The sequence below is a fragment of the Billgrantia lactosivorans genome (assembly GCF_003254665.1).
Classification (GTDB): domain Bacteria; phylum Pseudomonadota; class Gammaproteobacteria; order Pseudomonadales; family Halomonadaceae; genus Halomonas; species Halomonas lactosivorans.
In genome coordinates this window covers 1-23,543 of the sequence record NZ_QHGY01000006.1, presented here as the reverse complement: position 1 = coordinate 23,543, position 23,543 = coordinate 1, and the positions used below count along the sequence as shown (strand labels likewise).

Annotated in this window: 23 protein-coding genes and 1 pseudogene; 8 read left to right on the top strand and 16 right to left on the bottom strand. The window is 68.9% G+C overall.

Translation table 11 applies throughout. The annotated features are described in order from the left end of the window. The first annotated feature begins 35 nt into the window (after positions 1 to 35). The 3 genes from dksA to DIS04_RS13675 all read left to right on the top strand — a co-directional run bounded on the left by dksA (position 36) and on the right by DIS04_RS13675 (position 3,182). Complete coding sequence (gene dksA / locus DIS04_RS13685; protein ID WP_111414346.1) at positions 36 to 464, top strand: RNA polymerase-binding protein DksA; 429 nt, start codon at positions 36 to 38, stop codon at positions 462 to 464. After that, the gene (zigA, locus tag DIS04_RS13680) at positions 464 to 1,690 is read left to right on the top strand and encodes a zinc metallochaperone GTPase ZigA (protein WP_111414345.1); all 1,227 of its coding nucleotides are present in this window, start codon (positions 464 to 466) and stop codon (positions 1,688 to 1,690) included. The genes dksA and zigA overlap by 1 nt, the downstream gene beginning before the upstream one ends. Positions 1,691 to 1,874: 184 nt before the next feature. Next, positions 1,875 to 3,182, top strand: a complete 1,308-nt coding sequence (locus DIS04_RS13675) for a serine hydrolase (protein WP_111414344.1) — start codon at positions 1,875 to 1,877, stop codon at positions 3,180 to 3,182. Between the two features lie 66 nt (positions 3,183 to 3,248). Here the strand turns inward: DIS04_RS13675 and DIS04_RS13670 are convergent, their stop codons facing one another. The 4 genes from DIS04_RS13670 to DIS04_RS13655 are packed head-to-tail and all read right to left on the bottom strand — an operon-like array spanning position 3,249 to position 8,009. Next, positions 3,249 to 4,688, bottom strand: coding sequence for an ABC transporter ATP-binding protein (locus DIS04_RS13670; RefSeq protein ID WP_111414343.1), 1,440 nt, complete (start codon positions 4,686 to 4,688; stop codon positions 3,249 to 3,251). Further along, positions 4,685 to 5,509 (bottom strand): ABC transporter permease, encoded by an 825-nt coding sequence (locus DIS04_RS13665; RefSeq protein ID WP_111414342.1) that lies wholly within the window; start codon positions 5,507 to 5,509, stop codon positions 4,685 to 4,687. The genes DIS04_RS13670 and DIS04_RS13665 overlap by 4 nt, the downstream gene beginning before the upstream one ends. Next, entirely contained in the window at positions 5,506 to 6,486 is a 981-nt protein-coding gene (locus DIS04_RS13660) for an ABC transporter permease (protein ID WP_218938166.1), read from the bottom strand. The genes DIS04_RS13665 and DIS04_RS13660 overlap by 4 nt, the downstream gene beginning before the upstream one ends. After that, a complete protein-coding gene (locus DIS04_RS13655) occupies positions 6,483 to 8,009 on the bottom strand; it encodes an ABC transporter substrate-binding protein (RefSeq protein ID WP_111414341.1) in 1,527 nt (508 codons plus the stop codon). The genes DIS04_RS13660 and DIS04_RS13655 overlap by 4 nt, the downstream gene beginning before the upstream one ends. Positions 8,010 to 8,249: 240 nt before the next feature. Here DIS04_RS13655 and DIS04_RS13650 point away from each other — a divergent pair, with 240 nt between their 5' ends. After that, complete coding sequence (locus DIS04_RS13650; RefSeq protein WP_111414340.1) at positions 8,250 to 9,125, top strand: DMT family transporter; 876 nt, start codon at positions 8,250 to 8,252, stop codon at positions 9,123 to 9,125. A gap of 45 nt (positions 9,126 to 9,170) precedes the next feature. On the opposite strand, the gene DIS04_RS13645 is transcribed toward DIS04_RS13650, so the two are convergent. From DIS04_RS13645 to DIS04_RS13635, 3 genes are read right to left on the bottom strand one after another with little or no spacing between them, the layout of a single operon-like run. Further along, entirely contained in the window at positions 9,171 to 10,049 is an 879-nt protein-coding gene (locus tag DIS04_RS13645; protein WP_111414471.1) for a metal ABC transporter permease, read from the bottom strand. A 43-nt stretch (positions 10,050 to 10,092) separates the two neighbouring features. Then, positions 10,093 to 10,881, bottom strand: coding sequence for a metal ABC transporter ATP-binding protein (locus DIS04_RS13640; protein ID WP_111414339.1), 789 nt, complete (start codon positions 10,879 to 10,881; stop codon positions 10,093 to 10,095). Then, on the bottom strand, positions 10,874 to 11,785 hold the full coding sequence (locus DIS04_RS13635) for a metal ABC transporter solute-binding protein, Zn/Mn family (protein ID WP_111414338.1): 912 nt from the start codon (positions 11,783 to 11,785) through the stop codon (positions 10,874 to 10,876). The genes DIS04_RS13640 and DIS04_RS13635 overlap by 8 nt, the downstream gene beginning before the upstream one ends. Positions 11,786 to 11,952: 167 nt before the next feature. On the opposite strand from DIS04_RS13635, the gene mntR reads away from it, so the two are divergent. Further along, on the top strand, positions 11,953 to 12,435 hold the full coding sequence (gene mntR / locus DIS04_RS13630) for a manganese-binding transcriptional regulator MntR (RefSeq protein WP_179951276.1): 483 nt from the start codon (positions 11,953 to 11,955) through the stop codon (positions 12,433 to 12,435). A gap of 71 nt (positions 12,436 to 12,506) precedes the next feature. Here the strand turns inward: mntR and thiE are convergent, their stop codons facing one another. Together thiE and DIS04_RS13620 are read right to left on the bottom strand one after the other, a co-directional pair. Then, the gene (thiE, locus tag DIS04_RS13625) at positions 12,507 to 13,121 is read right to left on the bottom strand and encodes a thiamine phosphate synthase (protein ID WP_111414336.1); all 615 of its coding nucleotides are present in this window, start codon (positions 13,119 to 13,121) and stop codon (positions 12,507 to 12,509) included. A 55-nt stretch (positions 13,122 to 13,176) separates the two neighbouring features. Then, a complete protein-coding gene (locus DIS04_RS13620) occupies positions 13,177 to 13,701 on the bottom strand; it encodes a C40 family peptidase (protein WP_111414335.1) in 525 nt (174 codons plus the stop codon). 131 nt (positions 13,702 to 13,832) lie between these two features. Here DIS04_RS13620 and gloA point away from each other — a divergent pair, with 131 nt between their 5' ends. Next, a complete protein-coding gene (gene gloA / locus DIS04_RS13615; protein WP_111414334.1) occupies positions 13,833 to 14,366 on the top strand; it encodes a lactoylglutathione lyase in 534 nt (177 codons plus the stop codon). Between the two features lie 18 nt (positions 14,367 to 14,384). On the opposite strand, the gene DIS04_RS13610 is transcribed toward gloA, so the two are convergent. The 7 genes from DIS04_RS13610 to DIS04_RS13580 form a co-directional block, all read right to left on the bottom strand. Next, positions 14,385 to 15,122, bottom strand: coding sequence for a DODA-type extradiol aromatic ring-opening family dioxygenase (locus tag DIS04_RS13610; protein WP_111414333.1), 738 nt, complete (start codon positions 15,120 to 15,122; stop codon positions 14,385 to 14,387). An 80-nt stretch (positions 15,123 to 15,202) separates the two neighbouring features. After that, complete coding sequence (locus tag DIS04_RS13605; protein WP_111414332.1) at positions 15,203 to 15,655, bottom strand: DoxX family membrane protein; 453 nt, start codon at positions 15,653 to 15,655, stop codon at positions 15,203 to 15,205. Between the two features lie 82 nt (positions 15,656 to 15,737). Then, positions 15,738 to 16,652: a LysR family transcriptional regulator gene (locus tag DIS04_RS13600; protein WP_111414331.1), complete on the bottom strand. Its 915-nt coding sequence runs from the start codon at positions 16,650 to 16,652 to the stop codon at positions 15,738 to 15,740. 19 nt (positions 16,653 to 16,671) lie between these two features. Then, a complete protein-coding gene (locus DIS04_RS13595) occupies positions 16,672 to 17,832 on the bottom strand; it encodes a lipocalin-like domain-containing protein (RefSeq protein ID WP_111414330.1) in 1,161 nt (386 codons plus the stop codon). After that, positions 17,829 to 20,330 (bottom strand): FtsX-like permease family protein, encoded by a 2,502-nt coding sequence (locus tag DIS04_RS13590; RefSeq protein WP_111414329.1) that lies wholly within the window; start codon positions 20,328 to 20,330, stop codon positions 17,829 to 17,831. Before DIS04_RS13590 ends, DIS04_RS13595 begins: the two co-directional genes overlap by 4 nt. Further along, complete coding sequence (locus tag DIS04_RS13585; protein WP_111414328.1) at positions 20,324 to 21,007, bottom strand: ABC transporter ATP-binding protein; 684 nt, start codon at positions 21,005 to 21,007, stop codon at positions 20,324 to 20,326. Before DIS04_RS13585 ends, DIS04_RS13590 begins: the two co-directional genes overlap by 7 nt. A 175-nt stretch (positions 21,008 to 21,182) precedes the next feature. Beyond that, positions 21,183 to 22,223 carry an AraC family transcriptional regulator gene (locus DIS04_RS13580; RefSeq protein ID WP_111414327.1) on the bottom strand — a complete coding sequence of 347 codons (1,041 nt, stop codon included), beginning with the start codon at positions 22,221 to 22,223 and terminating at the stop codon, positions 21,183 to 21,185. A gap of 129 nt (positions 22,224 to 22,352) precedes the next feature. Between DIS04_RS13580 and DIS04_RS13575 the strand changes: the two genes are divergently transcribed. After that, positions 22,353 to 23,261 (top strand): 3-hydroxyacyl-CoA dehydrogenase family protein, encoded by a 909-nt coding sequence (locus DIS04_RS13575; RefSeq protein ID WP_111414326.1) that lies wholly within the window; start codon positions 22,353 to 22,355, stop codon positions 23,259 to 23,261. Positions 23,262 to 23,317: 56 nt separating this feature from the next. Then, a pseudogene (locus tag DIS04_RS13570) lies at positions 23,318 to 23,543 on the top strand (ABC transporter substrate-binding protein); the annotation flags it as partial.

The following is a 23,543-nucleotide window of genomic DNA, read 5'->3' as shown; positions in this document are numbered from 1 at the left end:
TATGTTATAACATATTTATTTGTGGAGAGGATCTCATGCTAGCCGACCCCGAGGCGCAGCGACTGCTGGCCATGCCCGATGAGGCATACATGAACGAGGAGCAGCTGACCTTCTTTCAGGCGCGCCTCTTGGCCGAGCAGGCCGAGGTGGAGGGGCACCTGGAAGAGGTGCGCAAGGCCATTGCCGAGAACGAGCGCAGCGGCGACGAGCTCGATCGCGCCGCCGTGGAGGAGGAGCTGCGGTTGCTGCTGCGCCAGGCCGACCGCGAGACCCGCCTGCTGCGCAAGATTCGCCAGGCGTTGCGGCGCATCGAGGCGGGCGACTACGGCTTCTGCGCCGAAACCGGCCAGCCCATCGGCTTGCCGCGGCTGCTGCTCAGACCTACGGCCGAGCTGTGCCTGGAAGCCAAGGAGCGCCAGGAAATGCGCGAACACCACTACAGCAAGCTACGAGGAGATCAGTGATGACTCGCACTACCCTGCCCGTCACCGTCCTGTCCGGCTTTCTCGGTGCCGGGAAGACCACCCTGCTCAATCATATCCTGGCCAACCGGGAGGGCCGCCGCGTGGCGGTGATCGTCAACGACATGAGCGAGGTCAACATCGATGCCGCCCTGGTGCGGGGCGGGCCGGGCGGCCAGGAGGGCGAGGTGGCCCTCAACCGCGCCGAGGAGCGTCTGGTGGAGATGAGCAACGGCTGCATCTGCTGCACCCTGCGCGAGGACCTGCTGGTGGAGGTGAGCCGGCTGGCGCGCGAAGGGCGCTTCGATCATCTGGTGATCGAATCGACGGGGATCTCCGAGCCGCTGCCGGTGGCGGAAACCTTCACCTTCGAGGACGAGGAGGGGCAGAGCCTGTCCCGCATGGCGCGGCTGGATACGCTGGTCACGGTGGTCGATGGTGCCAATTTTCTCGCCCAGTATCAGGAGGCACGATCCCTCGCCGAAGCGGGCGAGAGCCTGGGCGAGGAGGACCGGCGCAACGTGGCCGACCTGCTGGCCGATCAGATCGAGTTCTGCGACGTGCTGCTGATCAGCAAGACCGACCTGATCGACGGGGCGCAGCTGGCCGAGGTGAAGGCCGTGCTGCGCATGCTCAATCCCGACGCCGAGCTGATTCCCATGACGCAGGGGCGGGTGTCGCTCGACAAGGTGCTCGACACCGGGCGCTTCAGCTTCGAGCGGGCCCGGCTCGCGCCGGGCTGGCTCAAGGAGCTGCGCGGTGAGCACCTGCCCGAGACCGAGGAGTACGGCATCTCGAGTTTCGTCTATCGGGCCAGGCGGCCCTTCCATCCGCAAAAGTTCCACGCGCTGTTGCATGGCGACTGGTTCGGCGGCAAGCTGTTGCGCTCGAAGGGCTTCTTCTGGCTCGCCACGCGTCCGCAGTTCGCCGGGCAGTGGAGCCAGGCGGGCGGCATCGCCCACTATGGCTTCGCCGGCATGTTCTGGAAGGCAGTGCCCGAATCGCGCTGGCCCAAGGATCCGGAGAGCCGTGGCTACATCATGGCGCAGTGGGAAGAGCCATTCGGCGACATGCGCCAGGAGCTGGTCTTCATCGGCCAGGACCTCGATGCGGCGCGGATATGCCGGGCACTGGATGCCTGTTTGCTTGGTGATGCCGAACTGGCGGATGGGCCCGAGGGGTGGACACTGCTATCCGATCCGTTCCCGGCCTGGGAGCTGCCCGGCTGATACGGAAGACGTCGAAAGATATTCCTAATCGTTTAATTAACGGATGCTTGATGGAAGCAGCCGGTATATACGTAAAAAAACTCGTTATTCCGGCTGTCAAGCGCTCCGTTAGCGGCCATACTGGATCTAGGTCCGCTCAAGAATCGGGCTACAGGGAATCACAAGGGAACCAGAGGTCTTCGTCATGCGCTCCTACAACCGACACTACCTCGGTGTGGCCATCTTTTTCTTGCTTTGCATACAGTTCTTGACCATTGGCACGGCGCAGGCCAACCCCCGCTATGCGGCCATCGTGATCGACGTGGAGAGCGGCGACGTGCTGCATGCCGCCAATGCGGACGCCTCCCGTTATCCCGCCTCGCTGACCAAGATCATGACGCTTTACCTGTTGTTCGAGGCCCTCGAGAACGGCAGTGTGAGTATCGACCAGCCGCTGCCGGTCTCGTCCCATGCTGCCTCGATGCCGGCTTCCAAGCTGTGGCTCTCGGCGGGCAGCAGCATTACGGTGGAGGAGGCCATCCAGGCGCTGGTGGTTCGTTCCGCCAACGACGTGGCCGTGGTGGTGGCCGAGGCGCTGGGCGGCACGGAGTCGAACTTCGCGAGCATGATGACCCAGCGGGCCAACGAGCTCGGCATGGCCGACACCATGTTCCGCAACGCCTCGGGCCTGCCGGACAACGCCCAGGTGACCACGGCGCGCGACATGGCCACCCTGTCGATTCGCGTGATGCAGGATTTCCCGCAGTACTACCACTACTTCTCGACCCAGAGCTTCGCCTACCGCGGCACCACCCACACCAGCCACAACCGGCTGCTGCGCAATTACGCCGGCGCCGATGGCCTCAAGACCGGTTTCATCCGCGCTTCGGGTTTCAACGTGGCGACCTCGGCGATCCGCAACGACCGCCGCATCGTCTCGGTGGTGATGGGGGGCTTTACCGCCGCCTCGCGCGATACCCACATGGCCGACCTGCTCGATCGCGGCTTCGCCCGGCTCTCCATGCTGCAGCGCGGCGACTGGATCGCCCGGGCCGACGTGCTGGGCGACCGCATGGAGCTGCCGGAGAGTCCCCCCGCCTCGGCCCAGCAGTTGGCGGCCGCACCGGAGGCGAGCGACACGGTGGCCAGCACCGACACGGAGCGCCGGCTCTCCTTCCAGTCGGAGATGGAGATCGAGATGGGCTCCGCCGACGATCCGATTCGCGCCCTGATCGCCCGGGCCGATTCGCCGCGCGCCGCTTCCGACGGCGGCAACTGGGCCGTGCAGGTCGGTGCCTTCAACGACGCCGACCAGGCCCGTAGCCTGGCGACCCGCGCCGCCGACCAGTTGGCCAGCCTGCTGAACGAGGTGCGCGTCTCGGTGGCGGAATCGGAGGGGGAACGGCGGGTCTTCCGCGCCCGCCTGGTCGACTTGCAGGAGAGCGATGCCCATTCCGCCTGCGACAGCCTGCGCGCCCAGGGCATGGACTGCATGGTGGTGGCGCACTACTGACGCCTACCTTCCGTTCCGTTTCGACATCGCCCCGCCCATGCGGGGCGATGTCGTTCCACGGATCGCTCAGGCCAGCGCCGGGTCGAGTTCCGGTTCCACTTCGCGCAGGCGCCCGTCACCGAGTGCGATCCGCCTGTCGCAGATGCGTTCGATGAGTGCCGGATCATGGCTTACCAGCATCACCCCGCAACGCCGCTCGCGGGCCAGCTCCACCAGCAGTTCGAGCGTCTGGCGCTGGGTGATGGGGTCGAGCCGCGACGTGGGCTCATCGGCGAACAGGAAGCACGGCTCGAGCAGCAGCACGCGCAGGATGGCGAAGCGCTGCAGCTCGCCGCCCGAGATTTCGCCGGGGCGCCGCGCCAGCAAATGGTCGTCGAGCCCCAGTCGCGCCATCAGCGGACCGATGGCGGCACGATCGAGGCGGTGACGGCGCACCAGGTCGTCGAGCAGGCGCGAGAGCCGCCAGTGAGGCGAGAAGGCCGCCGGCGGGTCCTGGTAGAGCTTCTGAAAGCCGAAGCGGTGGTCGACGGCTCGATGGATGTCGCCGTTGTCGGCCGGGGTCATGCCGAGCAGCATGTCGCCCAGGGTGCTCTTGCCGCAGCCGGAGGGGCCGACCACGCCGACGATCTCGCCGGGGCTGACCGCCAGCGAGAGATCGCGGAACAGCTCGCGTCCGCCGCGCGCCTTGGCCAGACCACGGGCGCTCACGACCGCCGCCTGTCGCTCACCCAGCGGTGCCGGGCGCGGCCAGCGGCCGGGTTCGGCCTCCAGCAGGCGCTGGCCGTACTCGCTCTGTGGGTGAGTGAGCACTTGCCGGGCCGGGCCGCGCTCGACCACCCGGCCCTGGCGCAGGATGACCACTTCGCCGCCGAGGCGGCGGGCCACGTCGATGTCGTGGGTAATGGTGACCAGGGCCCCGCCGCGCTCGGGCGTACGCGCCAGCAGCTCGACCACCGCGTCGCGGCGCGGCGCGTCGAGCCCCTTGGTGGGTTCGTCGGCGATGACGATGGGAGCGCCGCCGGCACTGGCGGCGGCGAAGGCCACGCGCTGGGCCATGCCGCCGGAGAGTTCGCCGGGCAGCTTGCTGCCCGCTGTGGCCAGGCCCAGCTCGGTCAGGTCGGCCCAGGCGGCACGGTGAGCGGCGCGCCGGTCGCGCCCGGCCACGTGGCGGTGGCTCTCGGCGACCTGGGCCACGGCGCGCATGGTCGGGTCCAGCGCATGCCAGGGCTCCTGGGGCAGCAGCGCCAGGCGCCGGCCCCACAGGGCGCGGCGCGACCTGCCGTCGGCGGCAGCGAACCTCTCGCCATCGATGAGGAGCCGCCCGCGGGCGACAAGCCCCCGCGGCAGCGAGCCCATGATCGCCTGGGCGATCAGGCTCTTGCCCGAGCCGGTTTCGCCGAGCAGGGTCAGGCGCCCGCCGGCTTCGAGCGCGCAGGAGAAGGGGGCGATGGTGACGCCCTCGCCCTGGATCGACAGGTCCTCGGCTTGTAGCAAGTAGACACTCATCGTGGATCCCTCCCCGCCAGCAGGTTGAGGCTCAGTACCAGCACGAACAGCACCAGGATCGGCTGGGCCATGGCCCAGGGCGCCTCGTGGTAGTAGGGCAGCAGCTCGATCATCATCAGCCCCAGCTCGGCGGTGGGCGGGCGCAGGCCGACGCTGACGAAGCCCAGTGCGGCCATGGCGAGTATCGCGCTGGCGGCGCCGAAGGCGGCCAGGGTCAGCACCTGGGGGGCGAGCTCGGGCCACAGGTGACGGCGGAACAGGGCGAGCGGACCGAAGCCGAGCAGGCGGCTCGCCTCGAGCTGCGGCGAGGCGACCAGGATGCGAGTGCGTGCCCGAACCACGCGAAAGTACTCGATCCACAGCACCAGCGAGATACCGACGTAGAGCGCCCAGAAATTGCCCGGGGCGATGGCCACCAGCAGCAGCACCAGCAGCAGGCCGGGCAGCGCCAGGCAGGCGTCGGCCAGGCTGCCCAGCACGCGGTCGAGCCAGCCGCCGCGCCAGCCGGCCATCACGCCGAGAATCACGCCCGGTATCGCGGCGCTGGCCACGCTGAGCAGCGCCATGCCGAACGAGAGCTGTACGGCGGCCGCCAGCCGAGCCAGCAGGCTGCGCCCCAGGTGGTCGGTGCCCAGCGGCTCGGCCAGCGACGGCAGCTGCAGGATGCGCGTCATCTGCTGGCGCGCCGGGTCGGCGTCGAACAGCCAGGGCACCAGCCAGGCGAAGGCGAGCAGCAGGGCCAGCAGCACGGCGCCCAGGCCCTGGCGTGGGCTGAGCGCCGGCAACCAGCGGCGCGTGGCGTGAAGCGTCAGGGTGGTCATATGCGCCTCCTGGGATCGAGCCAGTGGCAGAGCAGGTCCACCACGGTATTGAGCGCGACGAACATCAGCCCCATCACCAGGGCGGTACCCTGGATCATCGGCACGTCGCGGGCGACGATGGCGTGCACCAGGGCGTGGCCGATGCCGGGCCAGGCGAACAGGGTCTCGACCACCATCACGCCCTCGATCAGGTAGACGAACTGCACGCCTAGGTAGGCGACCACCGGCACCGCGGCGTTGCGCAGGCCGTGGCGCAGGAAGCTGAGGCGCTCGTTCAACCCCTTGGTGCGCGAGAAGGCGTAGTAGGCCGACTGCGACACGTCGGCCATGGCGTTGCGCGCCACCCGGCTCGAGATGGCGGCCAATGCCAGCGCCAGGGTCAGTGCCGGGAGCACGCCGTGGGCGCCGCGGCCGTGACCGGCGGCCGGCAGCCAGCCCAGGCTCACCGAGAAGATCAGGATCAGCAGCAGGCCCACGGCGAAGGGCGGCAGGGCGCGCAGCACGCTGGCCGCCACTTCGCTCACGCGATCCAGCCAGCCGTTGGGCTTGAGCCCGGCGATCAGCCCCAGTGGTGGGCCCAGCAGCAGCGAGAGCAGCACGGCCATCGCCGCCAGGCCCAGCGAGTGGCCGAGCTGATGCCACAGCTCGGCCATCACCGGCTCGCCGCTGACCAGCGAGCGACCCAGGTCGAACTGCACCAGGTCCCACAGCCAGCCGAAGTAGGCGCCCAGCGCCGGCTGGTCCAGCGCCAGCTCGGTGCGCACCGCCTCGGCGGCGCTGGTGTTGACCATGTCATGCCCGTAGCGCCCGGCGGCGATGCGGTAGGCCATGTCGCCGGGCAGCGAGCGGGTCAGCACGAAGGTCAGGGTGCCGACCATCCACGCCACCAGCCCGGCCTGGAATAGACGCTGCAGCAGCAGGCCGCCCAGGCCTGCCGTCCAGCGGGGAGTCGCCCGTGAGGCCAGCGCTACGCTCATTCGCCCCACCTCAGCTCGTCGATGCGATAGCTGCGCTCCAGCGGATCGATGGAGAAGCCCTCCAGCTCGGCGTCGACCGCGGCGGTCTGCTGGTACCAGGCCACGGGCACGACCGGCATGGCTTCGTTCAGGCGGTGTGCCACCCGGCCCGCCAGTTCGCCGCGGGCTGCGCTGTCGGCTTCCTGACGCAGGGTGTCGAGCCAGGACGCCAGATCGTCATCGCGCCAGCCCATGGCCCCCCAGTCGCCGCCCATCGCTTCGGGATCGGTGCCGAAGTCGTCGAGCAGGGTGCCGAGCGGGTCGGGTACCAGGCCGTAATTGCGCGCCATCAGGCCCAGCTCCAGGCTGCCGTCGCGGTGGCCGGAGGGGATCTCGCTGGCGTTGCCCACGGCGACTTCCAGCGCCACGCCGATCTCGCGCCACTGATCCTGCAGGGCGGTGGCCACCAGCGGCAGCTCGGGGCGGTCGGAGAAGGTGCGCAGGGTCAGCTCGAAAGGCTCGCCGTTGCGCTCGAGCACGCCACTGCCGTTGGCCTGCCAGCCCAGCTCGGCGAGCAGCTCGCGGGCGCGCTCCAGGTCCTGCGCCTCGCCGGCGTCGAGGCCCAGGTGCCAGGGGCCCAGGCTGGCGGGGAACAGCTCGGCCGCGGCGGCTTCGGGATTGCGCAGCAGGCCGGCGGCGATGCCACCGCGATCGATGGCCAGGCTCAGCGCCTGGCGGGCGCGCTCGTCCTCGAGGAGTGGGTGTTCGGCATTGACCTTGAGCACGATGGTGCGCGGCAGCGGCTCGGCATGCAGCGTCAGGCGATCGTCTCGTGCCAGCCGCGCGCGGCTGGCCGGTTCGAGGGTGAAGACCACGTCGGCATCGCCACTCTCGGCCATCAGCGCGCGGGTCTCGCCGCGGCCCACCGCCAGGTAGCTGGCGCTGTCGATGGCGGGCGCCTCGCCCCAGTAGTCGTCGAAACGCTCCACCTCGAGCCGCTGCGGGGGAGCCACGCTCTTCACCCGGTAGGGCCCGGTACCGATCACCTTGGTGACACGCCCCTCGTCGTCGAAGGCGCCCGGGGCGAGGACCAGGGTGGAAGAGTGGGCCAGCAGCGCCGGCAGCGGCGCGAAGGGGCTGTCGAGCCGGATCACCACCTCGTCGCCCTCGGCCTCGATGGCGGCGATGGGCGCCGAATCGAGCATGCCCGGTTTGGCCTGGGCATGTTGCAGGCTCGTGGCCGCGGCTTGTGCCGTCAGCGGGCTGCCATCGTGGAAGGTGACGTCGTCGCGCAGGGCGAAGCGCCAGGTCAGGCCATCGTCGCCGGGCTGCCAGGAGCCCGCCAGCCCCGGTGCGGGCTGGCCGTCGGCATCGGTGTCGACCAGGGTCTCGGCGACCCGCATGCGGGCGTAGACATAGCCGGCAGTCGAGGGATCGGCACCGGTGATCTCCCAGGGGGCGACCACCGAGAGCGGCCGGTCGGCGGCGGCTGACAGGGGCAGCAGGGCCAGGGCAAGGAGAAGGGAACGAGGGGGTCGCACCATTGCAGGATCTTCCTAGCGTCGTCGAAAAATAGACATATACGTTATAACATAACTTTTTTGAGTGGAAGCTGCACCTGCCTATATCCCGACCTCGACCTGCCCATGGTTGGATGCGCCATTTTGGGGCGCCGTGCTTGCCGAAGCCTGCCCCAGCCATTAGGTTGTTAATCATCAAGCCCCGCCGCCCTCTCGGTCGGCGGGGTGGTTTTTTGCCAGCCAGGGTGGAGCCGAGGGGGCATCATGTCGCCATCATTGAAGGGCATTCTGTTCATGTGCGCCGGGGTGCTGTGCCTCGCCATCGGCGATGCCATCGCCAAGTGGCTGGGCGAGGTGCACTCGCCGCTGCAGATCATCTTCTTTCGCACCCTGGTCTCGCTGCCGCTGATCGCGTTGCTTGCCCACTTCGGTGGGGGGCTGACCAAGCTGCGTACCCGCCGCCCCGGGGTACACCTGGTTCGCGGCCTGATCTACACCGGCACCATGTTCTTCTTCGTGCTCGGCCTGACGCTGCTGCCGCTGGCCGAGGCCACGGCGATCGCCTTCGTCGCCCCGCTGTTCGTCACCCTGCTCTCGGTGCCGCTGCTGGGGGAGAAAATCGACCCTCCGGTGCTGGCGGCGTCCCTGCTGGGCTTCGTGGGGGTGCTGGTGGTGGTGCGACCCGGTGGCGATGCCTTTCACCCGGGGGCGCTTGCGCTGCTGGCGGCAGCCGTCTTCTATGCGCTGATGATGATCACCGCGCGACGCTATGGTGCCCGCGAGCATCTCTGGGCCATGGTCTTCTACATGACGCTGGTGCCGATGGTGCTGACCGCCGTCGCGCTGCCGTGGGTCTGGCAGACCCCCCAGCCCTGGCACTGGCTCGGTTTCCTCGGCGCAGGGATCATCGGAGTCGGGGCCACGGCCTGCATCACCCTGGCCTTTCGCTTCGCCCCGGCGGCCATTGCCGCCCCCTTCGACTACACCGCCATGCTGTGGGCGGTACTGCTGGGCTGGTGGTTCTGGGGCGAGATGCCCGATGTCTGGGTATTCGTCGGCAGCGCGCTGATCGTCGGCAGCGGCCTGGCGATCGCCTATCACGATCGGCGGACGACCCTGAAGCGCCGTCCGACGTCCTAGCCTGGCAGCACACCGCCGGCACTCGGCCAGGCGTCGTCAGCCCCGTCATGCCTGGGCGCGATTGAGCCGCCAGCGCCGCCAGTGTCGGGCCACCAGACCATGCTTGGGCGCCGCCAGCAGGGCGACGAGGAACAGCCCCGAGGCCACCAGCACGATGGCGCCGCCCGAGGCGACATCCAGCGACACCGAGAGCACCAGCCCCACCACGGCGGAGGTCACGCCGACGGCGACCGAAATGGCCAGCATCGAGGTGAAGCGGTCGGTGAGCAGGTGGGCCGTGGCGCCGGGGGTGATCAGCATCGCCACCACCAGGATGATGCCCACGGTTTCCAGGCTGGCGACGATGGTCAGCGTCAGCAGCAGGATCAGCCCGTAATGGATGAGGCCAGTATTGAAGCCCAGCGCCTGGGCCTGCTGCGGGTCGAAGGTGTAGAGCAGCAGCGGGCGGTAGGCCAGCCAGATCGCCAGCAGCGTCACCACGCTGGCCAGCAGGGTCAGCACCAGCGCCGAGGTCTTCACCCCCAGCACGTTGCCGAACAGGATATGCAGCAGGTGGGTGCTGGTGGCGATCTTGCTGATGATCACGATGCCCAGCGCGAAGGCGGCGGTGAACATCAGCCCCATGGCCGCATCCGACTTGATGCGGGTGTGGCGTTCAATGGCGCCGATGCCCAGCGAGGTCAGCGCGCCGGTGACGAAGGCGCCGATGAAGAACGGCCAGCCCAGCAGGTAGGCGATGGCCACGCCGGGCAGCACCGCATGGGAGATGGCGTCGCCCAGCAGCGACCAGCGCTTGAGCACCACGTAGCAGGAGAGCAGCCCGCAGATCGCCCCCACCAGCACCGAGGTGAGCAGGGCGCGCTGCATGAAGCGGTATTCGAAGGGCGCGGCGAGGTGCTCCGGCAGCAGGTCGACCGCCATCATCAGCAGCGCCGTCAGGGCGTCGATCACGCCCAGGGCGAACGGCTCAAGCTGCGACACGGGCACCCCCCCGCGCCGGCTCGGGTGCCCCCACCGCCAGGCGCGCCAGCATGGCGTCGCTGAGCATCTCGTCGGGGGCACCCATGCCGACCAGCGTGCGGTTGATCAGCAGCACGTTGTCGGCATGGACGCGCGCGCTCGGCATGTCGTGGGTCACCATGATGATGGTGCGCCCGGCGCGGCGTTCGCGCTCGAGGGTGGCGAGGATCAGCTTCTCGCTGGGTGGGTCCACCCCCGCCAGCGGCTCGTCGAGCAGCAGGATCCTGGCTTGCTGCGCCAGGGCGCGCGCCAGCATCACGCGTTTCTTCTGGCCGCCGGAAAGCTCGCCGATGGGGCGGGCGGCGTAATCGGCCATGTCGACGGCCTCCAGGGCCGCCTCCACGGCCTGGCGGTGGCTGGGATTGGCCCAGCGCCGCGGCACCAGGCGCTGCCACAGCGGGTCATGGCGCATCAGGCCGTAGCGGCCGGTCAGTACCGTGTCGCGAACCGAGATGGGGAAGTCCCACTCCATGTGCTCCTGCTGGGCCATGTAGGCGATATTGCCGGCCCTGCGCTGGGCGGCCGGGCTCTGGCCGAGAATTCGCAGGTCGCCGCGCAGCGGGGCGAGGCTGCCGATCACCAGGTTGAGCAGGCTCGACTTGCCGGCGCCGTTGGGGCCGACGATGGCCGTCCACTGCCCCTGGGGCAGCGACAGCGTGATCTCCTCGAGCACGGGCTGCTGGTGGTAGGCCGCGCTCAGCCGGTGCGCCTGCAGGGCCGGAACGGGGTCAGTCATGTTCGCCTCCCAGGGCTTCGAGCAGCAGCCCGACGTTGTGGCGCAGCATGCCGGCGTAGTCGGGTGCCTCGCCGTCCTGTTCGCTGAGGGAATCGACGTAGAGCGGGCCGGCGATCTCCACCTGGGCCTCGCTGGCGACGCTGCGCACGTGGCGATCGGAAATGGTGCTCTCCCAGAAGATGGCGGCCGGCTGTCGCTCCTCGATCTTGTCGACGATGCGCATGACTTGCTGCGGCGAGCCCTCCTGCTCGGCGTTGTTGCCCCAGATGCCGTCGTGCTCGAAGCCGAAGGCGTCGGCGAAGTAGAGGAAGGCGGCCTCGCTGGTGATGAGCAGGCGCCGCTCCTCGGGAAGGTCGGCGAGGCTCTCGGTGAGCTCGTCGTGCAGGTCGTGCAGCGATTCGCTCAGCGCCTCGGCGCGGGCCTGGAAGTCCTCGGCGGCGTCCGGCCGGGCCTCGGCGAGGCTGTCGGCGATCACCCGGGCGAACTCGGCAGCGGCACGCGGGTCCATCCACATGTGCGGGTCGGGCTCGCCGGCGAAGTCGCCGGTGGCGATAGGCTGGGTGGCGTAGCCGCTCTCCTCGGCCAGGGCGACCAGGGGCACCTCGTCTCCCACCGTGGCCTCGACCTGGCCGATCCACTGCTCGAGGCCGTAGCCGTTGTAGAACACCACGTCGGCCCGCTCGAGCACGATGAAGTTGCTCGGCACCAGCTCCCATTCGTGCACCTCCGCGCCGACCGGGGTCAGCACGTCGACCTGGGCATCGTCGCCGGCCACTTCGCGGACCAGGTCCCCCACCACCGAAAAGGTGGTTGCCACCCGTAGCGGCGGCTCCTCGGCGAGGGCGGTGGTCGGCAGGGCCAGCGTGAGGGCGCTGAGCAGCATCCATCCCTTGGGTAGCGGCATCGGGTCACTCTCCTCTGACGACAGGGCCGTTGAACGAAGGTTGTTTCGTTACAGTGATATTCTAAGTGTACAGCTAATATTTTAGCCAAGGTTAACTTGTAGGGTAGTAGGAAATCTCTATCGGGTCACTGTTGCTGCCCTATCGGGACATTGGCTATATTGGCGCGATGACCGACTCCTCGAACGATGTGACGCCTGATCGCCTGTGCAAGGCGGATGCACTGCCGCCCAGCGACCAGCATGCGCAGCAGTACGTCGCCGTGCGCAATGCCCATGAAACCGAGCTACTCGAGGACTACGTCGAGCTGATCGCCCATCTGCTCAAGCATCAGGGCGAGGCGCGCTCGACGGATATCGCCGCGCGCATGGGGGTCAGCCAGGCCACGGTGTCGAAGACGGTGACCCGGCTCAAGGCGCTGGGGTTGGTGTCCAGCAAGCCCTACCGCTCGCTGTTCCTGACCGAGAAGGGGGAGGCGATGGCGGCCATGTCGCACCAGCGACATGCCATCGTGCTGCAGTTCCTGCGTGCCCTAGGTGTCAGCGATCGTACCGCACGCATCGATGCCGAGGGCATGGAGCACCACGTCAGCCAGGAGACCCTGGACATCATGCAGCGCTACACCCGCGAGCAGGAGCGACGCAGCTCCTGAGGCGCCGGCGCCTGCCGGGCGCCACCCATACCCCCGCTTTTCCCGTCACACTGGCGCTGCTGCAGCACACCTCAACCGGCGAAGAACGCCCGGGCGGCGGCCTGCGGGTCCGGCTGGCCGCAGATCGCCGACACCACCGCCGGCCCCTGCGCCCCGGCCGCGCGCACCTGGCGGGCGTGCTCGGCCCTGAGCCCGCCGATGGCCACCGCCGGCAGGGGGCTGGCCGCCACCAACGCTGCCAGGCCATCGAAGCCGAGCGGCGTGGCGTGGTCCTGCTTGGTCGAGGTGGCGAACACCGGGCCGAGGCCGAGGTAGTCCAGGGCGGCCGGATCGAGGCGGGCGAGCTGGCCGTGGTTCTGCACCGAGAGGCCGAGAATCGCGTCTTCCCCCAGGGCGGCCCGAGCCGCGGCCACGTCGCCGTCGTCCTGGCCGAGGTGCAGGCCGTCGGCACCGCTCTCCACCGCCACCGTCAGGCGATCGTTGATGATCAGCGGCACACCGCTGCCGGCCAGCGCCGCCCTGAGGCGCCGCGCCTGGTCGATCATCTCGCCGTCGGAGGCCTGCTTGTCGCGCAGCTGGACGACGGTCACGCCGCCGCGCACCGCGGCGACCACGGTTTCCACCAGGCCGTGGCGGGCGCAGAGTTCGGGGTCGGTGACCAGGTAGAGGGAAAGGTCGAGTCGCATCGCATCACCGCATGGGTTGGGAGGACCACCATGTTAGCTCCCCATCGAAGCCGCGTCAGGGGGCGGGAGCGGCGGCACCCAGAAACCTCTCCTCCCAGTAGGCCACGTCCAGCGGCACGCTGGTGACCTTGCGTCCGCTGCCCGGGGCGTGAATCATCTGGCCGTCGCCACGGTAGATGCCCACGTGGGTGGCCTTGCGCCGGTCGCCGAAGAAGAGCAGGTCGCCGGGCTGGGCGCGCTCGACCGCAGGCAGGCGGCGGAACTGCTCGTCGGCGGTGCGCGGCACCCGGATGCCCGCCGAACGGTAGGCCAACTCCACCAGCCCCGAGCAGTCGAGCCCCTGCGGCGTGTTGCCGCCGAGGCGATAGGGCGTGCCCAGCGCCTCCTGGGCGGTGGCGAGAATCAGGGCGCGCTCGATGGAGAGGGTATCCGAGCCGGGCCGCGGGTCGTGGGTGGCGAGGTCGCGGCTGGCGCAGCCGGCCAGCAGGGCCAGCGCCAGCAGGCAGGCCACCAGCTGCAGGAGACGCTCGGTGGCACAGCGTATCGGACGTGCTGCCGCGGGGAGTGACGAGGTCGGCATCGGCGTATTCCCAGGAACGATACTTCCCTACTTTAGCGCGGACCAGGGGAGCATGGCAGCCGATTGTCACTGGAAAATCGTCGAAGCGAGCCGCATCATCGGTGTGGTATACGACGGCCAAGGAGCAGTCAATGAGCTTCAAGGGAGAGCAGCATCCTGGCGTGAGGACCCCGACGGCGGATTCGCAGGGCTTTCGCCTCAACCACACCATGCTGCGGGTCAAGGACCCGGAGAAGGCGCTGGCCTTCTACACGCGGGTGTTCGGCATGCAGGTCATGCGCCGGCTCGATTTCGAAGAGATGGGGTTCTCGCTCTATTTCCTGGCCAAGCTGGACGAAAACGAGCAGATACCCGAAGAAAAAGGCGAGCGCACGGTGTGGACCTTCCGCCAGACGGGCCTGCTCGAGCTGACCCACAACTGGGGTACCGAGAACCAGGACGACTTCGCCTACCACGATGGCAATGCCCAGCCCCAGGGATTTGGCCACATCTGCTTCTCGGTGCCGGACCTCGAGGCCGCCGAGGCGTGGTTCGAGGCCAACGGCGTCACCTTCGTCAAGCGCGCGGACCAGGGCAAGATGAAGGACGTGGTGTTCGTCAAGGACGTGGACGGCTACTGGATCGAGGTGGTCCAGGCCGACCGCCTGGCGGCGCTGGGGGATTGATCCGATTCCGGGCCGCCTTCAGGCGAAGGCGTAGACGTCCATCGCCAGCACGCCGTGCTCCACGCTGTGGTGCAGCCGGCTGGCTTCGCCGCCCGCGCCCAGCGCCACCAGCAGCGGCTGGAAGTGCTCCGGCGTGGGGTGGTTGCGTCGTGCCTGGGGCGCGGTTTCCCACGCCAGCAGCGCGTCGCGCTCGCCGCCCGTCAGCTTCTCATGTATCCAATCGCTGAATTCGCCGACCCAGGCCGGCATCGGCGTGCCTTCTGCCTGCATCTCGGCGAGGTTGTGTGTCAAGCTGCCCGAGCCGACGATCAGCACGTTTTCTGACCTCAACACTGCCAGTGTTGCGCCCAACTCGACCAGCGCCTGGTTCGACCAGGTCACCGGCAGCGACAGTGACACCACCGGCACCTCGGCCGCGGGGAACATCAGCGACAGCGGCACCCAGGCACCGTGGTCCAGGCCGCGCTCCACCGGCACCGCATTGAGCCGGCGAGCCAGCTGCAGGGCCAGCTCGGGGTCGCCCGGTGCCGGGTACTGGCATTCGAACAGCTCGCGCGGAAAGCCGCCGAAGTCGTGGATGGTCTCGGGCCGCGCGCTGGTGCTCACCAGCAGCCGCTCGCTGGCCCAGTGGGCCGAGACCACCACGATGGCCTTGGGTGAAAGGCCGCTGCCGAGCTCACGCAGGAAGTCGTGCGCCGGCCCCGGGGTGAGGGCGAGCATGGGCGAGCCGTGGGAAATGAACAGGCTGGGCAACATGGCATAGCTCCTTGGCAAAGCTCCTCGAAGCCTGGCGCCGCGGGGCGGCACCAGGCAGTGGACCAGATCAGGCACAAAGGTCAGGCGAAGCGGCGGTTGAGGACCAGGCTACCGCTGCCGAGGCCGGCCTGCACCAGCAGTGTCACGGCCCAGAACACCGGGTACTCCCAGCCGCCGCCCGGGTTGGAGAAGACCCAGCCGTTGCCGGCATGCACCCAGGCGGCGCCGAGCAGTACCGGAATCAGCGCCAGGCTGACCCAGCGGGTATAGACGCCCAACAGCAGGGCCAGGCCGCCGCCGACCTCGGCCAGGATGGTCAGGTAGGCGACGAAGCCGGGCAGGCCGATCGATTCGAAATAGCCGACGGTGCCGGGCACGCTGAAGACGAACACCTTGAGCAGGCCGTGAGCCAGGGCCATGACGCCGAGCGACACGCGCAGCAGGGCGGTGGCATGGGCCTGGAGGCTCTGCTCGCGAGGGCTGCTGAGCGGCAGGGTCTGAGACGGCGTGGGGTGGGATTGCGTGGCTTGCATGGGAGAGACTCCGTGTTGTGTCAGGGTTGATGTCACTCTATGTCGTCTCTCGTTCGAGATAATCATCAGCCTGCGAACAACATTATTGCGAAATAGGCGACAATCCCAGCTCCCGCTCCCACGCGGGCGGGTCGCCCCAGGCCTCGGCCAGGAAATCGAGCAGCCGCTCGACCTTGGCCGGCAGGTGGCGCCGCGCCGGGTAGACGCCATGAATGCCGATGGTCACGCTGGCCTCGTCGACCAGCAGCGGCACCAGGCGTCCGCTCCTGATGCTCTCGTTGATCAGGAAGCTGGGCTGGTGGGCGATGCCCAGCCCGGCCTCGGCGGCCTGGGTCAGCACGTCGCCGTTGTTGCTCTCCAGCGGGCCCTGAACCGTCAGGCGCTGGCCGCCGAACTGCCACTCGCTGCCGCTGGCCGTGCGGTAGCGCAGGCAGCGATGCTCGGTCAGCTCCGCCAGCGTGCGCGGTTCGCCGAAGCGCGCCAGGTACTCGGGCGAGGCGCACAGCAGCAGGCGGCAGCGCGCCAGGCGGCGCGCCACCAGGCTGGAATCCGGCAGCTCCCCGATGCGGATCGCCAGGTCGTAGCCCTCCTCCAGCAGGTCCACGCGCCGGTCGTTGAGGTCGAGGCGCACTTGCAGCGCAGGGTGTTCGACCATGAAGCGCGCGATCAGCGGCGAGAGGAAGCGCGTGCCAAAGGACATCGGGCCGTTGACCCGCAGGCGTCCGCACACCTCGGTGCTGCCGGCGCCGAGCTCGGCTTCGGCCTCTTCCAGCGCCTGGAGGATGCCCTGGGCGCGAGCCAGGTAGCTTTCGCCGGCCTCGGTGAGATGCAGGCGCCGCGTCGTGCGCTGCAGCAGGCGCACGCCCAGGTGGCTCTCGAGCTCCATGATCAGCCGCGAGACCCGCGTGCGCGACAGGTCCAGGGCCTCGGCCGCGCGGGTGTAGCTGCCGAGCTCGGCGACGCGCACATAGGCGGTCATGGCGTCCAGCAGGTTCATGGGCTCTCCTCGTGCTGCGTCAGTAGCCGGTCATTTCCAGGTAGCCTACGCCCCTTCGCCTGTCCCTATCTTGGCCGCTGTCGGCGTCGCGGGCGATCACCTCGCCCTCCCAGTAGGGCACGCTGGTGTCCATCCAGCGCTCGGCGTGGGGCGCCTCGACGATCAGCTCGACACCGGCGCGGGGGACCTCCAGGCGCCAGCGGGTCGGGACCTCGCGGCCCTCGACCTCGCGGGAGGCGAGCGGCGTCAGGCCGATCTCGTCGGGGCCCAGTGCGGTGGGCTCGCCCGCCGGCGAGATCCAGGTACCCGAGCGGTAGTCGCCGCCGTCGGGGCCGCCGCCGCGCAGCTGGAAGGCCATCAGCCGGTGGCCGTCTTCCAGGTGCAGCGAGAACCAGTCCCAGCCCTGCTGGCGCTCGTCGAGCAGTTGGCTGCTCCACTCGCGGTCGAGCCAGCCGCGCCCGCTCACCTCGCGCGTCTCGCCATCCAGCGTCACCTCGCCTTCGATGCGCCAGAATGGCTGACTGTAGTACATCGAACCCTGGCCGTCGGCGGCCTTCTGGCTGAAGCCGGCGGCGCCATGCGCCACCAGCGGCCCCTCGGCGGTGAGCGTCAGGTCATAGCCGAAGCCGCCGTGCTCGTCGTCCTGGTGTGCCGTCAGTTGCAGCGCGGCGAAGGTGTCGTCCGTGTTCGCCTCGTCTGACGCGTCGACCCGGCTGGCCAGCTGCCAGTGGTCGACCCAGGCGCGAAACGGCTCGGCGCGCGTACCCGCTTGCCCCCCTGTCTCGGCCGAATGAGAGCGGGCGAAGCGTTCGGCCACGCGGTGGGTGTCGCCCCGGGAGACCGCCATGTGGGCCATCCACAGCTGGTCGGCGGCCCAGGGGGTGGGGGCGGGGCGCTCGTCCGGCGGGGTGAGCGCCTGGCGGAACAGGGTCCACTGCAGGCCCAGCGGCTCGCCGCGCGCGTCCGCGAGGTTGGCGGTGAGATACCACCACTCGATGCGATAGTCCGGGTGGGCGGCGTGATCCTCGGGGAAGCGCAGGGCGTTGCCCCGGCGGGCCTGGGCGAAGTCGCCGGCCGCTTCGCCCAGCCCGGCGAAGCCGGCGGGGTCTTCTGGCGCCGTTCGCTCGCCGCAACCGGCCAGCGTCAGCAGCAGCAGCGCGGCAACGAACCAAGGCCTCATGTGCCACTCTCCTCGGCCAGCAGGGCGCGGGGCGGCGTGCGCCACAGCCTGGTCGCCGGCAGGGCGGCCGCCGCCAGGGCCACGCCCATCGCGGTGGCCAGGGTCACGGCCAGGTCGCCGGGGAACACGTGCAGCGGCAGCCGCCAGCCGAAGGCGGCGACGTTGATCACCGCCACCAGCCCCAGCGCCAGCAGCGCGCCCAGCGGCAGCGCCAGGGCGCCGACGCTAAGCGCCATGCCGCCCAACTGTGCCAGCTGAATCGTGACCAGCCGGGCACGCGGTACCCCCAGCGCCCACAGCGGGGCGAGCTGGCGTCGGCGCTCCCGGGCCTGGGCCAGCAGGCTCGCCAACAGCGCCAGGGCCGCCACGCCCAGGGTCAGCGCGGAGAGCGCCCGGGTGATGGTGAAGGTGCGCTCGAAGATCTCGACGGACATGCGCTTCACCTCGCGCTGGTCGACCAGGGCGTCGCCGCCGAGCGCAAAGCGTCGGCGCAGCGCGTCACGCAATGCGGCCTCATCCGCTTCCGCGGCGAGCACCAGGCCGATCGAGCTGGGCGCGGCGGCGAAACGCTCGGCCAGCCGCGGCGTGGCCAACAGCACCTCGCCGCGGGGGTTGCCGTAGTCGGGATAGACGGCCGCCACCGTCAGCGTCTCCTGCCCAGCCGGGGCCGTCAGCGTCAGTCGGTCGCCCGGTTCGAGTCGCTGGTCGATGGCGAGCTGCTCGTTGACGAAGGCGGCCTCGCCCGCGGCGAACGCCTGCCAGGCGGCGTCGCGGCCGGCCCGGGTCGCGAGCAGCGGCCAGCTCGGGATCAGCGACTCGCCGGGGGTAATGCCGTAGAGGCCGACCGGCAGATGCGGCGCACGCAATCCGTCGGGACCGTCGATCTCCACCAGCGTGGCCTCGGCATGGCGGGTCGGCAGCAGCTCGGCGACCTCGGGGCGCTCGGCCAGCCAGGCCTGCACCGTGTCGAACTGCTCGGGGGCCGGGCGCAGGTAGTAGTCCGCCACCAGGCGCTGGTCGAGCCAGTCGAGGAAGGTGAGGCGAAAGCCGCCGACCATGCTGCTCACGCCCAGGTTGGCGGCGAGCGCGATGAGCAGCGCCATCATGGCGAGCGCCAGCCTGGGCAGCTGCAGCTGCAGGTCGGCCAGGGCCCACTGCGCCAGCGGATGGCGCCGCACCAGCCGGCCGAGCCCGGCCAGCGCCAGGGCCAGCAACGGCGGCAGCCACAGGGCGCTGGCCAACAGCAGCGCGGCGATCAGGCCGAAGCCGGCGACCAGCCCTTCGCCGGGGGGCTGGCGCGAGAGCCACGCCCAGAGCACGAGCCCGAGCGCCGTGACGCCGCCGCCCGCCAGGGCCATGCCGCGCAGCTGGCGCAGAAAACCGCTGCGCCAGGCCTGGGCCTGGCCCAGCCCCAGCACGCTCAAGCGGGCCGCCCGCCACAGCACGCCGCTGCCGGCCAGCAGCAGCCCGCCCAGGGTCACGGCGAGACCACCGAGCCAGTAGTGCCAGGGCAGGTTGAGGGTAACCGCCACCTCGGCGCCGTACAGGCTGCCCAGGGTGGCGGCCACGTCGGGCAGCAGCAGGCTGGCCAGCCACACCCCACTGACGATGCCGGCCACGGCGCCGACGAGCCCCAGCAGCGCCAGTTCCAGCGCCAGCAGGCCGACCAGGCCGCGCCCCGACACGCCGAGGGCGCGCAGCGTGCGCAGCATGCCCAGGCGCTGCTCCAGGGCCAGGCCCAGCGCCGCCTGGACGATGAACAGCCCCACCACCAGGGCCAGCAGCGCCATGGCGGTGAGGTTGAGATGGAAGCTCTCGGTGAGCTGGCCGGGCGAGACCAGCGTGGCCGCGCGAGTCAGGACCAGCCCCTCGGGGGCGCGTTCGAGCATGCCGGGGGCGCTGACCAGGCGGGTGATGCGCTCGCCGCTGTCGAGCAGGCGCGCCGCCGCGGCGATATCCATCACCAGGGTGCCGGGAGGCAGCGTGGGCGACGGCATCAGCGGCGGCAGCCGGCCTTCGGCCAGGCGCGGCTCGGCGCCGTGGGCCTGGCGCGCGTTCACGCCCAGGCTGGGCAGGGTGTCCGGGGCGACGCGGGTCTGCCACGGCGGGGTGAGAAAGGCGGTCAGCTCCCCCTGGCGGGAGGCGGCGGCGAAGGCGTTGTCGCCGGGCAGGGTCAGGGGATCGATGCCGATCACCGTCAGTTGGGTACCGTCGAGCCCCTCCAGCGAGCCCTCCAGCAACGGCGAGACGGGCAGGCCGGCGCGGCGCAGGCGCAGGTAGTCGTCACGGGTCAGCGGTTCGCCGTCGCGGCGCTCCAGGCGGTCGAGCCCGGTGGTGAACAGCGCCTCGGCTCGGGAATAGCTGTCGCGTGCCGAGGCGTTGATCGCCTGCACCCCGCTCCACAGCGCACCGGCCACCCACAGCCCCAGCAGCAGCATGGCGAGCTGGCCGGGATGGCGCCTGTAGTGGGACAAGAGCGTTGCCAGCGCGGTCAGCATCGGCGCGCTTCCGGGCCGGCGGCGGGGCCGAGCCGACCGTGGGTCAGGCGCAGGCAGCGATCGAGCGGCGCCGCCACCTGGGGGCTGTGGGTCACCATCAGCAGCGCGCTGCCGGCCTCGCGCACCAGCGCGAGCAGCAGCTCGAGCACCTCGCCGGCGGTGGTCTCGTCGAGGTTGCCGGTGGGCTCGTCGGCGAGCAGCAGGGCGGGCCGCGGCGCCAGCGCGCGACCGATGGCCAGGCGCTGCTGCTGGCCGCCCGAGAGCTGCTCCGGGTAGCGCCGCTCGAGGCCGGCGAGGCCCAGGCGTTCACTCAGGTGCGCCGACCACTCCGGTGTTTCGCGCTTGGCCAGCCGCGCCTGCAGGCGCAGGTTGTCGCTCACGTTGAGGCTCGGCACCAGGTGGAACTGCTGGAACACCAGCCCCAGGGTGTCACGTCGCAGGCGGGCGCGGCCCGCTTCGTCCAGGGCGGCGATCGAGTGCCCGGCGAGCCGCACCTCGCCGGCGTCCGGCAGGTCGAGACCCGCCGCCAGGTGCAGCAGGGTCGACTTGCCGCTGCCGGACTCGCCCATCAGCGCCAGGCTCTCGCCGCTACCCAGCTGCAGGTCCACCCCTGCGAGCACCGCCAGCGGCCCCTGGGGCGTGGCGTAGGTCTTGTGCACCTGGCGGAATTCGAGCATGGCCGGGCCTTCCTGGGAAAAGGGGCATCGTCCCACAAGCGGGCGGCTCAGGCGAAGATGCGCTGCGCCGATCAGCCGCTGCGCGGCCTTGGCGGCATCTCGATACGCGATCCTCGTGGCGGCCGCCATAGGCCCTGCATGGATTGCCTGCTGCCGAGCGCCTCCAGCGAACGGCTCAAGCTGAAGAGCCTCTTCGAAACGCATGGGGGGACTTGCCTGTCCAGCGCTTGAAGGCTCGCCTGAAGTTCGCGCTGTCACTGAACCCCAGCCTCGCCGCGATATCCTCGGTGCTCATTCTCGTTGCCTGCAGGTATTCGGCAGCCAACGTGCAGCGGGCATCATCCAGGATGTCCCGGTAGCTCGTTCCTTCGGCATCCAGCTTTCTTCTCAAGGTGCGAGTGGTGATGCAGAGCAGGTTGGCGACGGCCTCCATGCTGGGAAAGCGGGTCGGCGACATCATCAAGATCTGATAGACCTCGCCCGTGACCCCTGAGGACATCTTGGTCTGGCCGAGAAGTTGATTGCAGGTCTCCTGGAGCAGCTTGATGGAGAGCTGGTTGCCTAGCAGAGGGGCTTGCTCGAGGATTTCCTTGGGGTAGTGGATTTCGCTGGTTTCCTGGTCGAAGTGGCAAGCGCACCCCAGGTATTTCTCATGGATCTCCGCTACCTCGTTGCCGGGGTAGGAAAGCAGCGCCCTCATCGGCGTCAAGCTGGGGCCCACCGCATCGCGAATATGAATGATGTTCTGCGCCACTTGTTGTTGTATCAGGAAGTTGCGTGTCTTGACGCTGGTGATGTAGGAGTAGGCCTCCCGGAACTCGAAAATGGCAGCTTCTTCCGACTCACGCCAGGTCATGTGCATTGTCGGCGTGGCCAGGGGGTGGTACTTCACGCCGAAATTGAAATAGTCCCTTATGGTGGGGCTCGTGAGCAGGGCGTAACCGTACATGCCGTAGGCGGTCAAGTGCAGCCTGGCGGCCGTTGCAAACGGGGTCGACAGGCTGGCTCCCGCTTCGATCACGTTCGTGCAGGCGTCGATGTACTGCTTTATCGAGACCAGCGTGGCGGGGTCCGTGAGGGTCTCCTGGCTCAGGCCCAGGCCCTTCAGCACCTCGTCGGCCGAGATGCCCTGCTCTGCCACCGCTCCCACCAGGGCGACGATCTTGTACGGTGCATAAATCTTCTGATTCAGTAAGTTGGATGGAAAGCTGGGCATGCTGAGCCTCGACAGGAGTGTCCGAAAAAGACCTCATGTAGACCGCTTTCGACCTTCCGCTCGCCCAGAATACCTTTGTAGAGTAGCCCCAGGCAATACGGCTTCTCAGCCCGAAGGTAGGAACCCGCCATGGCTACAACAATACCGGTTTGCGTCGTCGGCGCCGGCCTCATGGGGCACGGAATCGCTCAGGCCTTTGCCCAGAGCGGCCATGCCGTCGTGCTGCACGATTCCCGCCCGGAGGTATTGGAAACGGCCCCGCGCCGTATTCGCGAGAATCTCGAGCAAATGGGTGTGGATGCCGGCCCGGTAATGGCGAACCTGGAGGTCTGCGCCGATCTGGCGCGCGCCGCCTCGTCATCGAGCCTCGTCATCGAGGCTGTACCTGAAATACTCGAGTTGAAGCAGGAGTTGTTCGGCGACTTGGCAAGAGTATCGCCTTCCGATGCCATCCTCGCGAGCAATACCTCCGTCATACCCATAACCCGAATAGGCGAGAGACTGCCCGATGCGGCCCGCGCCAGGCTGGTCGGGATGCACTGGTGGAACCCGCCTCACCTCATTCCGCTGGTGGAGGTCATAAAAACGGAGTGTTCCCGCGAGGACGTATTTGAAGCGGCTTTCGATCTTCTTCTGGCCATGGGGAAGAAGCCCGTCAAAGTCTTTCACGAGGTTCCGGGTTTTATTGGTAACCGGCTTCAGCATGCCATGTGGCGGGAAGCGCTGCACCTGGTTGCCGAAGGCGTGTGTACCCCAGAAGCCATCGATGAGGTCGTCAAGCATGGTTTCGGCAAGCGTTTGCCTTATCTAGGCCCCATGGAGAATGCCGACCTGGTCGGTCTTGCGCTGACCCGGCAAGTCCACCGGCTACTTTTCCCCCATTTGTGCCGGGATCCTGTGCCGAGTCCCGTTCTCGAAACGTTAATTGAGCAAGGAAATACCGGCATGGAGAGTGGAAAAGGGCTGCGTGCCTGGAGTTCCAGCGAAGCGGAGAACCTACGCCATGAATTGAATAGAAGGCTGTTGGAGGCCGATTAGGCCATTGACAAGAACAAATCATGAACGGGTTTAAATGCAATTCCGAGGAGAACAACATGAACACTCAGTACGCCACCATGCTCACCGGGCTTGCCCTCGGGGTAGGCTTTGCCACTGCCAGCGCCAATGTTGAGGCCCAGCAAACCTGGACGATGACGTCGACCTGGCCCGACAATATTTCCATCGTTGAGGTCGATCGCCGTTGGGTGGAACTGGCCAACAAGCTGGCCGGCGACGAGCTCGAGATCGAGTTCCGCGCCGGCGGCACGCTGATGCCCGGCA

Bases quoted from the DNA above. Each gene is read 5' to 3' on its own strand.
- dksA (WP_111414346.1), top strand. From the start codon at position 36: ATGCTAGCCGACCCCGAGGCGCAGCGACTGCTGGCCATGCCCGATGAG.
- zigA (WP_111414345.1), top strand. From the start codon at position 464: ATGACTCGCACTACCCTGCCCGTCACCGTCCTGTCCGGCTTTCTCGGT.
- DIS04_RS13675 (WP_111414344.1), top strand. From the start codon at position 1,875: ATGCGCTCCTACAACCGACACTACCTCGGTGTGGCCATCTTTTTCTTG.
- DIS04_RS13670 (WP_111414343.1), bottom strand. From the start codon at position 4,688: ATGAGTGTCTACTTGCTACAAGCCGAGGACCTGTCGATCCAGGGCGAG.
- DIS04_RS13665 (WP_111414342.1), bottom strand. From the start codon at position 5,509: ATGACCACCCTGACGCTTCACGCCACGCGCCGCTGGTTGCCGGCGCTC.
- DIS04_RS13660 (WP_218938166.1), bottom strand. From the start codon at position 6,486: ATGAGCGTAGCGCTGGCCTCACGGGCGACTCCCCGCTGGACGGCAGGC.
- DIS04_RS13655 (WP_111414341.1), bottom strand. From the start codon at position 8,009: ATGGTGCGACCCCCTCGTTCCCTTCTCCTTGCCCTGGCCCTGCTGCCC.
- DIS04_RS13650 (WP_111414340.1), top strand. From the start codon at position 8,250: ATGTCGCCATCATTGAAGGGCATTCTGTTCATGTGCGCCGGGGTGCTG.
- DIS04_RS13645 (WP_111414471.1), bottom strand. From the start codon at position 10,049: ATGATGGCGGTCGACCTGCTGCCGGAGCACCTCGCCGCGCCCTTCGAA.
- DIS04_RS13640 (WP_111414339.1), bottom strand. From the start codon at position 10,881: ATGACTGACCCCGTTCCGGCCCTGCAGGCGCACCGGCTGAGCGCGGCC.
- DIS04_RS13635 (WP_111414338.1), bottom strand. From the start codon at position 11,785: ATGCCGCTACCCAAGGGATGGATGCTGCTCAGCGCCCTCACGCTGGCC.
- mntR (WP_179951276.1), top strand. From the start codon at position 11,953: ATGACCGACTCCTCGAACGATGTGACGCCTGATCGCCTGTGCAAGGCG.
- thiE (WP_111414336.1), bottom strand. From the start codon at position 13,121: ATGCGACTCGACCTTTCCCTCTACCTGGTCACCGACCCCGAACTCTGC.
- DIS04_RS13620 (WP_111414335.1), bottom strand. From the start codon at position 13,701: ATGCCGACCTCGTCACTCCCCGCGGCAGCACGTCCGATACGCTGTGCC.
- gloA (WP_111414334.1), top strand. From the start codon at position 13,833: ATGAGCTTCAAGGGAGAGCAGCATCCTGGCGTGAGGACCCCGACGGCG.
- DIS04_RS13610 (WP_111414333.1), bottom strand. From the start codon at position 15,122: ATGTTGCCCAGCCTGTTCATTTCCCACGGCTCGCCCATGCTCGCCCTC.
- DIS04_RS13605 (WP_111414332.1), bottom strand. From the start codon at position 15,655: ATGCAAGCCACGCAATCCCACCCCACGCCGTCTCAGACCCTGCCGCTC.
- DIS04_RS13600 (WP_111414331.1), bottom strand. From the start codon at position 16,652: ATGAACCTGCTGGACGCCATGACCGCCTATGTGCGCGTCGCCGAGCTC.
- DIS04_RS13595 (WP_111414330.1), bottom strand. From the start codon at position 17,832: ATGAGGCCTTGGTTCGTTGCCGCGCTGCTGCTGCTGACGCTGGCCGGT.
- DIS04_RS13590 (WP_111414329.1), bottom strand. From the start codon at position 20,330: ATGCTGACCGCGCTGGCAACGCTCTTGTCCCACTACAGGCGCCATCCC.
- DIS04_RS13585 (WP_111414328.1), bottom strand. From the start codon at position 21,007: ATGCTCGAATTCCGCCAGGTGCACAAGACCTACGCCACGCCCCAGGGG.
- DIS04_RS13580 (WP_111414327.1), bottom strand. From the start codon at position 22,223: ATGCCCAGCTTTCCATCCAACTTACTGAATCAGAAGATTTATGCACCG.
- DIS04_RS13575 (WP_111414326.1), top strand. From the start codon at position 22,353: ATGGCTACAACAATACCGGTTTGCGTCGTCGGCGCCGGCCTCATGGGG.